General features: G+C 43.1%; 11 protein-coding genes. 10 read left to right on the plus strand and 1 reads right to left on the minus strand.

Annotation, left to right across the window (positions count from 1 at the left end; genetic code table 11):
* The first annotated feature begins 236 nt into the window (after positions 1 to 236).
* The 10 genes from K5Q58_RS03510 (at position 237) to envZ (ending at position 11,660) form a co-directional block, all read left to right on the plus strand.
* The gene (locus K5Q58_RS03510; protein ID WP_374758473.1) at positions 237 to 1,187 is read left to right on the plus strand and encodes a DmsE family decaheme c-type cytochrome; all 951 of its coding nucleotides are present in this window, start codon (positions 237 to 239) and stop codon (positions 1,185 to 1,187) included.
* 14 nt (positions 1,188 to 1,201) lie between these two features.
* On the plus strand, positions 1,202 to 3,190 hold the full coding sequence (locus K5Q58_RS03515) for an MtrB/PioB family decaheme-associated outer membrane protein (protein ID WP_220752494.1): 1,989 nt from the start codon (positions 1,202 to 1,204) through the stop codon (positions 3,188 to 3,190).
* 46 nt (positions 3,191 to 3,236) lie between these two features.
* Positions 3,237 to 5,750: a DMSO/selenate family reductase complex A subunit gene (locus tag K5Q58_RS03520; RefSeq protein ID WP_220752495.1), complete on the plus strand. Its 2,514-nt coding sequence runs from the start codon at positions 3,237 to 3,239 to the stop codon at positions 5,748 to 5,750.
* Between the two features lie 12 nt (positions 5,751 to 5,762).
* Complete coding sequence (locus K5Q58_RS03525) at positions 5,763 to 6,443, plus strand: 4Fe-4S dicluster domain-containing protein (RefSeq protein ID WP_220752496.1); 681 nt, start codon at positions 5,763 to 5,765, stop codon at positions 6,441 to 6,443.
* A 49-nt stretch (positions 6,444 to 6,492) separates the two neighbouring features.
* Complete coding sequence (locus K5Q58_RS03530) at positions 6,493 to 7,179, plus strand: molecular chaperone (RefSeq protein WP_220752497.1); 687 nt, start codon at positions 6,493 to 6,495, stop codon at positions 7,177 to 7,179.
* A 146-nt stretch (positions 7,180 to 7,325) separates the two neighbouring features.
* A complete protein-coding gene (locus K5Q58_RS03535) occupies positions 7,326 to 7,805 on the plus strand; it encodes a hypothetical protein (protein WP_220752498.1) in 480 nt (159 codons plus the stop codon).
* A 153-nt stretch (positions 7,806 to 7,958) separates the two neighbouring features.
* A complete protein-coding gene (gene greB, locus K5Q58_RS03540; RefSeq protein ID WP_220752499.1) occupies positions 7,959 to 8,438 on the plus strand; it encodes a transcription elongation factor GreB in 480 nt (159 codons plus the stop codon).
* 167 nt (positions 8,439 to 8,605) lie between these two features.
* Complete coding sequence (locus tag K5Q58_RS03545) at positions 8,606 to 9,391, plus strand: hypothetical protein (protein WP_220752500.1); 786 nt, start codon at positions 8,606 to 8,608, stop codon at positions 9,389 to 9,391.
* A 196-nt stretch (positions 9,392 to 9,587) separates the two neighbouring features.
* Entirely contained in the window at positions 9,588 to 10,313 is a 726-nt protein-coding gene (gene ompR, locus K5Q58_RS03550) for a two-component system response regulator OmpR (RefSeq protein ID WP_220752501.1), read from the plus strand.
* Positions 10,314 to 10,337: 24 nt separating this feature from the next.
* Positions 10,338 to 11,660, plus strand: coding sequence for a two-component system sensor histidine kinase EnvZ (gene envZ, locus K5Q58_RS03555; RefSeq protein ID WP_220752615.1), 1,323 nt, complete (start codon positions 10,338 to 10,340; stop codon positions 11,658 to 11,660).
* A 93-nt stretch (positions 11,661 to 11,753) separates the two neighbouring features.
* On the opposite strand, the gene hmpA is transcribed toward envZ, so the two are convergent.
* A complete protein-coding gene (gene hmpA, locus K5Q58_RS03560) occupies positions 11,754 to 12,947 on the minus strand; it encodes an NO-inducible flavohemoprotein (RefSeq protein WP_220752502.1) in 1,194 nt (397 codons plus the stop codon).
* Between the last annotated feature and the right edge of the window lie 280 nt (positions 12,948 to 13,227).

A 13,227-nucleotide genomic window follows, 5' to 3' on the forward strand; every position in this document is an offset into this window, starting at 1 on the left:
AACAAGTTTTGTGTGAATTGCATGTCTGCATTTATATTTTATCATTTGGGGAACTTTTTAAGTAAAGGAACTATTGGAAAATATATTTTAGTTTTTTTTGCTAACTATGATGTAGATTTAGATCACAAATGTCGTTTTTTGATAATCACTATTCTTAGATTTGAAATCCTCTCTTCTTTAAAATACCTCCAATTGATTACTCCATTTTTATTTAAGATTTAATAAGGTCAGGTGACATGATGAACTGGTGTCGAAACTTAATAGCTTCTATCAGTGTAATCCTTTGCTTGTGTTCATTTAATGCCGCAGCAGCGCCATGGGATGACATGACAGGTGAAGAGCTCTCTCAAAAACTCGTTGAGAAATTCGCTGAAGGTAAGTATTCCCCTAAAGGAGCAGACAGCTGCTTAATGTGTCACCAACGCACTGAAGGTGTCGCTGACATCTTTAAAGGCGCACATGGCGATTTAACCAGTAAAGACTCACCGATGGCGGGCCTGCAATGTGAAGCCTGTCATGGTCCTCAAGGCAGTCACAACCGTGGCGGCAAAGAGCCAATGATTCAATTTGGCAAAGACAGCAAGCTAGATGCACCAACCCAGAATACCGTTTGCCAAGGCTGTCATAACGACCCTGAGCAAATGGCATGGCATAGCAGCACCCACAATCTAGAAGAGATTGCCTGTGCTGATTGTCACGTGGTTCACGCTGCTAAAGATCCAGCCTTAGACAAACTCACCGTCAATGACACTTGTACTAGCTGTCATACCCGTGAAAAAGCGGACATGAACAAGCGCTCTGCTCATCCAATGAAATGGGACCAGATGACCTGTATTGATTGTCACTCGCCACATGGTTCTATGTCTGAAAGCGCACTGAACAAACCGACCATTAATGACACTTGTTATAGCTGTCATGCAGAAAAACGTGGCCCGATGCTTTGGGAACATGCACCAGTGACTGAAAACTGCGTGACATGTCATAACCCACACGGCAGCGTTAATGAAGGCATGCTAAACAACCGTGCACCTCAGTTATGTCAGCAATGTCACGCTGACGACGGTCACGCAAGTCGCGTTGTACTACAACCTGGAATGGATGCCTTTGGCGGCGCAAAAAGCTGTTTGAACTGTCATAGCCAAATCCATGGTTCTAACCACCCAGCCGGCAGCTTACTGCAGCGCTAATTAGGAGCCATAACATGAACTTTAAACTGAATTTAATTACTGCTTCTTTATTACTGGCTTCAGCACCTGCAATGGCGGCAAACTTTGCCGTCGGTAATGCCAATACTGAAAACCTTAATCAAGAAAAGTATGAGTGTAAGCGCTGTACTAGCTCAATGGGTTATAGCGGTAGTGTCGATATTTCTGCAGGTTACATCGACAGTGATGATGTGCATGCTGCCAACGCATTCGGAACAGACCAAGATGGTTTTGTTACCGCATTGAGCGGCGATATTGAATACCAAGATGAAAATGGTTACCAAGCACGTGCTCAAGCTCATCAACTGGGATTTGAAAACAGCAGCGCTAGCATTAGTGTTGGCCAAAAAGGTTTATTCAATGTTGATGCGGATTACTCGTTAATCACCACTTATCAGTCTGGCGATGCACAAAGTAATCTTTACTACGACAACGGCATGATGACCTCTGGCGAAACCTATGTCTTCGAGCTTTCACAGCAACGTGAAAAAGTCGGCATCGGCGCAGATTTCAAGCAAGACTTTTACCAAGGTTATGTGCGCTTCGATAGTGAAGATAAAACCGGATATAAAAGCAGTAGCTTAGTGAGCCCAAGTCCAACTAACTTTGGCCAACGTGTTGATTCAACCACTGACTCATTCACCGCAGGCGCTGCATTAACCGGTGACAACTGGTTAACTGAATTGAGCTACTTTGGTAGTCAGTATAAAAACAACACCGAAAACTTAAGCCTACCAACCTATTACGATGTGTACTCGGCCACACCTGATAATGAAGCGCATCAAGTATCGTTGTCTGGTCAATATCAACTTGATCGCACCGTGATGTCAGGCCGCTTCATTTTAGGTCGCATGATCCAAGATGATGACTTAATCCAAGTGGCAGGCAATCCGATTCAAAACTGGGACGGCGAAGTCGACACCACAGATGCGAACTTCCGCATCACTTCAATGCTCAGCAATCGTTTACGCGTTGGCGGTAGTTACGACTACAGCAACCGTGAAAACAACAGCTCAGTGTATGAATTCCAACAGTACAACTTCGATAGCGTCAGTGGCACCTTTAAAGAAAATGTCGCCACCGATATTGAGCGCTCAACGTTCAAAGTGAACGCCAGCTACCGCATTGCCAGTGGTTACCGTTTACAAGCAGGATACGACCGTAAAGATATCGAGCGCAGCTACAGCGAACGTGAAGAAACCAACGAAGATAGCTTATGGGCAAAACTGTCTATTCGCGCCATCGACAACTTTACCATCGACGTTAAAGCTGGTCACAGCAACCGTGGTGGCTCTGAGTATCAAGCAACAGAGTTAACTTCTAGCGAAGAAAACTCACTAATGCGCAAGTACTACTTAGCCGACAGAGAACGTAACGAAGTTGAGCTACGTGTTAGCCACACTCCGCTGGATTGGTTAAGCATCGACTTTACTGGTCGTTATGCCAAAGACGATTACGACGACACCGTGATTGGTTTAACTGAATCAGAAGACTACAGCTACGACATCAACGTCAACATGCAGCTAACTAAACAGTTCTCTGCTTATGGTTTTGCAGGTCAGCAGTGGATTAACTCTGCTCAAGCTGGCAGCCAAACATACAGCAGCCCTGACTGGTATGCCGATATTGAAGATGAGTTTATCAACCTTGGCGCAGGCGTAAGCTATGGCGGCTTAATGGAAGACAAACTGACCTTAGGTGCTGATTACCTATTTAGTAATTCAAGCAGTGACACTTATGTCACCGCAGATGGTACGAGTCCGTACGGCGATTACTACTCATATAACCATAGCGCTAGCCTATACGCTAACTATGCCTTGAGTGATGACATGGCATTGAAGCTCACTTACCGCTACGAACGCTATTACGACACCGATGACGCTCAAATGACCCCTGACCAAGTGCCAGGCATGGTTACCCTGGGCGAGCTTAATCACAATTATAACGCCCATCAAATCATGCTGAATTTCAGCTATGTGCTGTAGTCGTTTAACAAACGCGCTGAATTTATTTTAGTAAGAGGAAATAATAATGGAACGCAGAAGTTTCTTAAAAATGAGTGCTGCATTGGGTTGTGCTGCTACAGTCACTGGTTGTAACACCAGTTCAAAAGATGCTGAGCCAGTAGAGCCACAACCACCAGTTGATGAAACACTAACGTGGTCTGCCTGTTTAGTTAACTGTGGCTCAAACTGCCCTGTTAAAGTTTACAGCCGCGACGGGATGATTACCCGCGTTGAGACTGACCACGAAGTAGAAGATGTTTACGGTATGCACCAAGTACGAGCTTGTGCTCGTGGCCGTTCATTACGTCAACGCACTTACGCGTTAGACCGTCTAAAATCACCTATGAAGCGTGTTGGTGAACGTGGTGAAGGTAAATTCGTACCAATCACTTGGGAAGAAGCCGCAAGCACTATCGGTGGTAAACTGACTTCAGTTATCGCTGAGCACGGCAACAAAGCTATTTTCAGAAGTTACGGTTCTGGTGCTTACTACGGTTTCGCATCAAATGGCTGTTTTAACCGTTTATTCAACTTAGTTGGCGGTTGTTTACAATACTTCGGTAACTACTCTTGGGCACAACAAACTGAAGCTGCTAAGCACACTTTTGGTACAGGCAGTACTTCTGGTTCAGCAACAGTAACCTTAGAAAGCAGTGACTTTTTATTAGGTTTTGCTTACAACCCAAGCGAAATTCGTCAGTCAGGTTCTGGCGAAGGTTACGATTACTTACAGGCTCTGCAACGCGCTAACGGCCTTAAAGTGACCATGATTGACCCTCGTTACACTGACTCTATGACAGGTAAAGAATCATCTTGGTTACCAATCCGTCCAGGTACTGATGCTGCATTAGCCGAAGCTATTGCATATTTGATGATCAGCTCAGGTTGGGTTGATGCGAACTCTATCGGTTTTATTAATCAACACAGTGTTGGTTATGACGCTGCTTCTATTGAAGCACAAATTGCTGAGTTTGAAGCAAGCGGCGATGCCAAGAAAATCGAATATGCTGCGGCAATGAACCCTGAGGAAAACTACTTTGACTACATCATGGGTCAAGGTAAATTCTCAGACCGTGAAGCACGCACTCCAGAGTGGGCAGCAAAGATCACTGGTATTTCAGAATCTAACATCCAAAAAGTCGCTGACGACTTAATGGCATCTGAAAAGCCTTATATCATCGCTGGTGCAGGTGTTAACCGCCAAGCAAACGGTGAACAAACAGTTCGTGCTATTTACATGCTAGGTGTTTTAGCAGGTAAGTTAGGTCGTGAAGGTTCATCTAACGGTGAACTACCAAACATGACTAACATGTACCGTGCTTCAATCCCTACAGGGACTAACCCAGTAAAAGAAAAAATCTCTTTCTTCACTTGGTCTGAAGCTATTCACAACGGCGAAACCATGACAGCTCGTACCCATGGTATTACCGGTACTGATGATTTAGACACGCCACTAGGCACTAACATCAAAGTGATCATCTCAGCATCTGACAGTTCACTACTAAACCAACACGCAGACATTAACGGCACAGCTGAAATCTTAAAAGATGAAAGCGGTGTTGAGCTAATCGTATCGTGTGATTGTTGGATGACTCCAGGCGCTAAATTTGCCGACATCATCATTCCAGATACGTCATGGTTAGAGTCTAACGACTTAGTGGATGACTCATACGCTTCAGGCGCTATGGGTTACATCACTGCAATGAAAGCAGCAGTAGACCCAATTTGGGACTGTAAGTCTATGTACCAAGTATCAGCAATGATTGCTGAAGCAATGGGCGTAGGCGCAGCATTCACTGAAGGTAAAACTGAAGACGAATGGTTAGAAGAGTTATACCAACAAACTCGCGACAACAGCAAAAACTTAGGTGTTAGCCCAGCGTTCCCTGCCACTTACAAAGAAGCACAAGAAATTGGTTTCTTCCGTAAGAACATGGAAAACCGCAACATTGCACTTCAAGGCTTTGTGAACAGCGGTGACGCACTAGCAACACCTTCTGGAAAAATTGAAATCCATTCAGCTGAGCTTGCATGGCGCGCAGCTAACTGGGAACAAAACAAAGTTAAAGGCGACACCATCACAGCAATCCCACAGTACACAGTAACTTGGGACGGCTACGAAGATGAAGATACTAAAGAAGATTACCCACTGCAATTAGCAGGTTATCACACTAAAGGTCGTACTCACTCTAGCTACCACAACGTACCTTGGTTACGTGAAGCCGTTGAAGATGCAGTATGGATTAACGCAATTGATGCACAGCAATACGGCGTTGCCTCTGGTGACACAGTTGAAATGTATAACGACCGTGGCTCGATTGAAGTCGTAGTGCGTATCACCCCACGTGTTGTTCCGGGTGTTGTAGCTCTAGGTCAAGGCGCTTGGTTCTTAGCTGATCCAGACGGCCGTACAGGCTCAACAGGTAAAGTGGTTGATATTGGCGGCGCAATTAACTCGCTGACTAAATACATGCCTAGCCCAGTGGCTAAAGGTAATCCACAACACACTAACCGTGTTCAAATTCGTAAAGTTTTATAAGGGAGCGCTACAATGAGCGATGCTATCCAATATAGTTTTTATGTCGATTCGACTAAATGTACTGGCTGTAAAGCCTGCCATATCTCTTGTAAAGACAGACAAGGCGAACAAATCCGTAACGCAACTAAGCCAGTTGAAAACGGTGTACCAAGCCTAAACGGCGTTAACTGGCGTCGTGTATATGAGTACGGTGGCGGAACATGGGCGGTTGACCCAGCAACAGGTACTTTCGAGCAAGACGTATATGCTTACTACATGTCTGTAGGTTGTAACCACTGTAGTGAGCCAGTTTGTGTTAAAGCTTGTCCAACAGGCGCAATGCACAAACGTCGTGAAGACGGTTTAGTCCTAGTGGCTGAAGAGTTATGTATTGCCTGTGAAAGCTGTTCACGTGCATGTCCTTACGATGCGCCACAATTGGACCAAGAACGTAAAGTGATGACCAAATGTGATGGTTGTTATGATCGTTTAGCTGAAGGTCGTAAGCCAGTTTGTGTTGAGTCTTGTCCACTTCGTGCACTTGATTTCGATACCACTGAAAACATCGAAAAGAAATATGGCACAGGTGACGGACATATTGCGCCATTACCAAACCCATCAATCACTACCCCTAACTTGATCATTAAAGCAAATCGCAATGGTCAACCAACAGGTGGTGGTGCGGGCAATATCTTGAACCCGAAAGAAGTATAATCAGATCTGGCAGTGGTGCTTAACCACTGCCCTTTTTGAGGAAAAATAAATGAGTATTAAACAGTCAGTTGAACAGTTAGGCGAATACCAAGCAATAGCGCGTATTCTGCATAACCTATTTTGTCATTATCCTGAGGCTGAGCTTATCACCAGCTTTAAAGACAATGACGTTGCTGCCACTTGGCCAACATTCGCAGGTCGCAGTGATAATCAACAAGGACGTGACGCTCTAACAGCCTATCTCAACCATTGGGATGAAGCTGAACAGTTAATGGATTTAAAAGTCGATTATGGTCAGCTATTTTTTGGTCCTGGTGAGCCTAAAGCAATCCCGCAAGGGTCTGCATATTTAGGTGAAGATCAAGTACATTTTGATGCCTCAACCATTGCCTTGATTGACTTTTATAAGCAGCATGGCGTGAGTTTCGAACTCGAAATGCCGCAACCAGTGGATCATATTGGCCTGTTTTTCAGTGTACTTGATTCAAGTTTTGCCAAGTTGCAACAAGCCGCAACAAACCCTGATTCAGATACAGATGCGCAGCAGTTAACCCAGTTTATTCAGGTATTATTGCAACAGCATATGCTGCCTTGGGCTGGTCGCTGTTTGGAGCTTGCAAAAGTGAATGCTGAAACTGATTTTTATGTCGGTATTTCATTACTAGCTAACGATTACTTAGCAGAGCTTGCTGATGCGTTTAACGTATTACCAATGCCAAGAAAGTTATTTAGATAAGTGATTAGAGTGACTGATTTGAGTTTCTTATAATGAGTCACTTAACGCCGTTTTATACTCATTAACCATAAGCCATAGTTCCTAGTGAACAGTGTTTCTAGTGAAAAGAGTTTCTGGTTAATTAAGTTGTTTTCGTAGGAGTTGTTATGTCAGTGATACATGCCGTAGGCGAGCAATGGGATAAGGCCGAATGGTCTCACCAATTAGTATCATTTTGGCAGCAAGACACCTACGTAAACAGCCTTTTTGCGGGTGCAACCAACGCTACAACTACAGCCAATTTAGTTGCAGCACTGATTGATGAAACTAAACGCCAAGCTTGTATAGACTCTGAATTTGATGATGCCGATGTATTTAGCGCGTTATTCGACTGCTTTTTGCTGTTATTCGTTAAAGAGATCAACAGTAATGATCTCAGCCAAGCTGAAGCATTAATTGTGCAAATGACTGAACACTACGCAAAACAGTGCCTTAAACATGCAGATGAACATGCAAAAACCAACCAAAGTGTTGATGCTCGCCAAGCGGTTATTTGCAATCAAAGTCATAAAGTCATTTCAGCCATGAATCAACTGGCACAATTACGCCAACAGCGTCGCAGCCAAAGTCGAAATATGGGCAGTTAAGTCAAAACGCTAAATTAAAACCAAGCAACGCCGTAGACGAAACAAGACCTGAAATATAGGTAGCTAAGTCCTAAAATCATCGACAATCCCACTCCTTTTAGGTAATTTCTCTCTTAAGCTCCACACCATCATCAGCATTGAGTAGAAACCCAAGTGAAGACCAATCTCATCACCCCGGAAGGGATGACCAAACTAAAAACTGAATTAAATTATTTATGGCGCGAATACCGGCCTGAAATCACTAAAAAAGTGACTTGGGCGGCCAGTCTTGGTGACCGTAGCGAAAATGCTGACTACAAAGAAAATAAACGTTTATTACGCCAAATCGACGGCCGAGTCCGCTTTTTAAGAAAACGTATCGAAAATCTTAAAGTGGTCGAATATGCTACCGAGCAAGAAGGTAAAATCTTCTTTGGTGCTTGGGTTGAAATCGAAAACGATGCCGGTGATATCTTACAGTTTCGCATCGTCGGCCCTGACGAAATTTATGGCGATGCCAAAGGTTATATCTCTATCGATTCCCCAATGGCACGGGCATTACTAAAAAAAGAAGTCGACGACGATGCGGTCGTCCCAACCCCTGCAGGCCCGCAAGATTGGTATATCAATAAAATATCCTATACTGCTTTATAGGTATAAAAAACTTGACGTCCGCTCTAAAATAGAGCATTAGTTGCTTAAACGTCAACTTTATGGCGATTTAATCTACAATTTCTTGCCCTATTAACGTTCTTTACTAAACTTGAGATCCCATTTTTATTTACCTTATTTTGCGTAAATAACATAAAAAAGGAACTTTTATGTGCTGTAGAGTGTTCTGGTTGGTGTTAATTGGTGCAGCAATATTATTGCTAGTGAGCTTTAAGGCGTTGCCAAGTAGCCACCTCCCCGCGCACATCATAGGTAACTGGCTAAGTCAGCAAGCTGGCCATATCGAGCTACTACAAATTAATGAAGATCAAAGTTATCTTCAAATTGGTTTAGACTTAAAAGAGCCCAGTAATAGTTTTGCAGAATGGGGCAGTTTTGCTTTATCTGATACTGATACTTTTACCAATATGCCTTTATCCATTTCCTTCAATCCCACCTTTAGTAACAATCCTGCTAAAGGGTTTATTACCCTGCTCACCGAACGTAATCGCAGTAACGTTTATCTCAACAATGACGCTTCACGGCTACAATTAAACATGGATAGAATGGGCGACAGTTCCATCGACAGCATTGTCGAATATGAACAGCTGCGCTCGCGGGACATAGAAGGATATTGGTACAGCCAAGAATTCGATGATTTGTATGCGGTATTGATGCTCGATAATGGCTTGTATGTGCAACTGCAAATTAACTTTGAACATAACGACGAATTAACTGGCATGGAGTGGGGGCAATACCAACATCAAGCAGAATCTGACGAAGTGTATTTCCAAGCTCAATTTGATGACAATCATCAAACAGGTTTCAGTCGTTATGGCGAAATTGCCTCTGCAGCATTTAATGTCAAACTTCATGATGATCAGTTGATCTTTCTGCTAGATAACAATGAAGATGGCGTAATAGATACTTTTTCTCGGCTGATGCGAAAAAACTGATTTAGTTACAATTTCTAATAATCCTACCAAACTCATTAAATTCACTTAATTTCATAGACTTAATGGTATAACTTCGTCATATTGTTCCTGCACAATCACAAACTACTGTTACACCTCTTGTTTGCACTCTAATAAAGTCGCTATATTTAGCTTAATAACTGTATTTAGCGCCGAAATTTAGACAAAAGGATATTTCATGGGCCAGGAAACATCTAAAATTCTCGTTGTCGATGATGACATGCGACTCAGATCATTATTGGAACGCTACTTACTTGAACAAGGTTATCAAGTTCGCAGCGCAGCCAATGCTGAGCAAATGGATCGCTTATTAGAGCGCGAAAACTTTCATTTATTGGTTTTAGACTTAATGCTGCCAGGTGAAGATGGTTTATCCATTTGTCGCCGTTTGCGTCAGCAAGAAAATCCAATTCCGATTGTCATGTTGACCGCTAAAGGCGATGAAGTAGACCGCATTATTGGTTTAGAGTTAGGCGCAGATGATTACTTACCAAAGCCGTTTAATCCACGTGAGCTATTAGCACGAATTAAAGCGGTTATGCGTCGTCAAACCACTGAAGTGCCAGGTGCTCCTGCCCAGCAAGAAGAAGTCATTAGTTTTGGTGATTTTTCACTGAATTTGGCCACCCGCGAAATGTTCCATGAAGATAAGAGCATTGCCCTCACCTCTGGTGAATTTGCGGTGCTTAAAGTATTGGTATCTCATCCAAGAGAGCCATTATCTCGCGATAAGCTAATGAACCTTGCCCGTGGTCGGGACTATTCTGCACTAGAGCGATCAATTGACGTACAAGTCTCTCGCTTACGCCGTTTAATAGAAGTGGACGCCGCAAACCCTCGCTATATCCAAACAGTATGGGGTTTAGGCTATGTGTTTGTGCCAGATGGCACTGCTCGAGGTTAATTTCCTATCAGCCAGTCAAAAGCAATCAAACTGAAGTGGTGGCAGCGTTTTCTGCCACGCAATTCTTTCAGTCAAACGGTATTACTCATTGGTAGTTTGTTGCTGATTAACCAACTGGTTTCTTATCTTTCTGTGACGGTTTATTTTATTAAGCCTAGCTACGAACAAATTAACCAACTCATTGCTCGTCAAATAAACCTGTTGTTTATTGATGGGGTTGAGCTCTCCCGTGATCATCTCACCATTGTTGATGCGCTAAACGCTAAAGTGCGTGACGATGAGATGAAAATCTATAACCAGCAAAATGCGGTTGCAGCAGGACTTGATTCTGCAACCTACTACGGTTTTTTGTCAGAACAAATGTCAGAGTACCTTGGCGGTGAAGCTGAAGTACGTTTTTCTCAAGGCACACAACTGCAAGTATGGATTCGGCCTCCCCAAGCACCCACATTATGGATAAAAGTCCCACTAACTGGCTTAAATGAAAATGATTTATCGCCACTGACACTTTACCTATTAGTCATTGGCGCGCTAAGTGTTGCCGGTGGATGGTGGTTTGCCCGTAGGCTCAACAGACCCCTTAAACGTTTACAGCGTGCTGCAGTGACCGTTTCAAAAGGCGAGTTTCCTAAGCCATTACCATTAAGTGGCTCTTCTGAGATTATCGAAGTAACCCATGCTTTTAATCAAATGTCCCATAGCATGAAACAGCTTGAGCAAGACCGCGCCCTATTAATGGCAGGGATATCGCACGATCTTCGCACCCCGCTGACTCGTATTCGCCTCGCATCTGAAATGATGGTCGATGAAGACAAGTATCTTCAAGAAGGCATTATCAATGATATTGAAGATATGGATGACATCATTAAGCAATTTATTGCCTATGTACGTCACGATCAAGAAAGCGTACGCGAGCCTAATCAAATCAATCGCCTAATCCAAGAAATTAGCCAGCAAGAGGTTAATCGTGATGGTGAAATCGAGTTAGATCTACAAGAGTGTCCATTGGTACCCTTTCAAAGTGTCGCCATTAAACGGGTACTGAGTAACTTAGTTGAAAATGGATTTAGATATGGCGGTGGCTGGATAAAAATCAGCTCTAAACATAAGCCCAAATATGTCAGCTTTATTGTCGAAGACAACGGCCCTGGCATTAATGAAGCTAAAATCGATGAACTATTTCAACCATTCACCCAAGGCGATAGCGCCCGTGGTTCAGTAGGGTCTGGCCTAGGTTTGGCCATTGTGAAGCGGATTATTGACCGTCACCACGGAAAAATTGAACTGAGTAACCGTCCTGAAGGCGGCTTAAAAGCACAAGTATGGTTGCCAATAGATAATAGTTAATGACCTTGTTAACAGCCCAAAGTTTGATAACAAAAAAGCGACTGCTATAGAGTAAATAGTGAGTCGCTTTTTTCTGATCGGCTATCGCTCAGTTTATAAGTCTGAATGTGGGCCAAACACTTCGTAATGAATTTGCGACTCTGGCACATTAAGCGCGAGTAACTGCTGCTTAATGGCTTTCATAAAGCCGATAGGGCCGCAGAAGTAATATTGTGCATTTGGCACAATACGCTCAGCGATATTTTCCAGTGCAACTGTCCCTTCAAAATCAAAATCTTCAGCGGGTAAATCTGTCGCTAATGGTTGACGATACCAAACGTAACTTTCAAGGTGAGTACTGGCATTACGCTTAGCTTTTATCGCATCTTTAAAGCCATGCTGCGTACCGTCTTCACAGGCATGAACCCACGTAATATCTGCTTGGTGTGATTGAGACAGTAACTGGTTAAGCATGCTCTTCATTGGCGTCACACCCACACCAGCTGATAATAACACTACTGGTGTTTGTGCTGCTGTAGCCAATACAAAGTCACCTGCTGGCGCTACAACATCAATCACATCGCCTACTAGGTAATGATCATGAAGCAAGTTCGACACCTTGCCTTCTGATTCACGCTTAACACTAATGCGGTAAGTGTTGCCATTAGGTGCATCTGATAATGAATACTGACGAATTTCTTTAAACTCTAATTGTTCATGCTCAAGCGACACGCTTAAGTACTGCCCAGGAGTAAAGTCGACAACTGATCCACCGTCTTCTGGCTCTAATAAAAATGAAGTAATCACTGAAGACTCTACTGTTTTAGCCTTTACAACAAAACGGCGCTTACCTTCCCAGCCACCAGTTTTCGCAGCGGTTTGCTGATAAAGCTGCGCTTCACGATTGATAAAGATGTCGGCTAAAAAGCCATAAGCATTGCCCCAAGCGGTTAGGACTTCTTCAGTCACTGCATCACCACCCAACTCTTTTAACGTGGCTAGAAGATGTCCGCCAACAATGGCATATTGCTCAGGTTTAATTAAAAAGCCAGTGTGTTTATGGGCAATACGCTCAACGGCAGTGCCAAGGGCTTCTAAGTTATCTATATTTTTAGCGTAAGCGGCAACGGCATTAAATAATGCAACAGGCTGACCGCCAGTGTGTTGATGAGCCAAGTTAAATACATCTTTTAACTCAGGGTTATGTTCGAACATACGTTGATAAAAATGAGTGGTTAGCGCAGGACCTGCCGCTTCTAGTAATGGAATAGTGCTCTTAACAACGTCTTTAGTATGCTGATCTAACATAAACAACCTCTAATATGTATTTAAAATGCATGTTTTAACGAGATAATAAACATGCATTTGATTTAGATCAATATATTTTAGATTAATTTCATTTTATCTAGCGCTATTTTAGGCATCAATTGTATAAATCAGGCCGTTTTCGCGTTACAAACAGCTTCACCCAAACATAGCGTTGTGGTTTAACTCTATTTAGGTGTTAATCATCTACTTCGTTGTAAATGACTAAGCCTTCTTTAAATTTAACCATAAATAAAACAAGGGTTTAATAACACAAGGAGAT

Origin of the sequence: Shewanella sp. KT0246, from assembly GCF_019654955.1 — a bacterium.
Classification (GTDB): domain Bacteria; phylum Pseudomonadota; class Gammaproteobacteria; order Enterobacterales; family Shewanellaceae; genus Shewanella; species Shewanella goraebulensis.

Bases quoted from the DNA above. Each gene is read 5' to 3' on its own strand.
- ompR (WP_220752501.1), top strand. From the start codon at position 9,588: ATGGGCCAGGAAACATCTAAAATTCTCGTTGTCGATGATGACATGCGA.
- K5Q58_RS03515 (WP_220752494.1), top strand. From the start codon at position 1,202: ATGAACTTTAAACTGAATTTAATTACTGCTTCTTTATTACTGGCTTCA.
- K5Q58_RS03545 (WP_220752500.1), top strand. From the start codon at position 8,606: ATGTGCTGTAGAGTGTTCTGGTTGGTGTTAATTGGTGCAGCAATATTA.
- K5Q58_RS03520 (WP_220752495.1), top strand. From the start codon at position 3,237: ATGGAACGCAGAAGTTTCTTAAAAATGAGTGCTGCATTGGGTTGTGCT.
- K5Q58_RS03525 (WP_220752496.1), top strand. From the start codon at position 5,763: ATGAGCGATGCTATCCAATATAGTTTTTATGTCGATTCGACTAAATGT.
- K5Q58_RS03535 (WP_220752498.1), top strand. From the start codon at position 7,326: ATGTCAGTGATACATGCCGTAGGCGAGCAATGGGATAAGGCCGAATGG.
- K5Q58_RS03530 (WP_220752497.1), top strand. From the start codon at position 6,493: ATGAGTATTAAACAGTCAGTTGAACAGTTAGGCGAATACCAAGCAATA.
- hmpA (WP_220752502.1), bottom strand. From the start codon at position 12,947: ATGTTAGATCAGCATACTAAAGACGTTGTTAAGAGCACTATTCCATTA.
- K5Q58_RS03510 (WP_374758473.1), top strand. From the start codon at position 237: ATGATGAACTGGTGTCGAAACTTAATAGCTTCTATCAGTGTAATCCTT.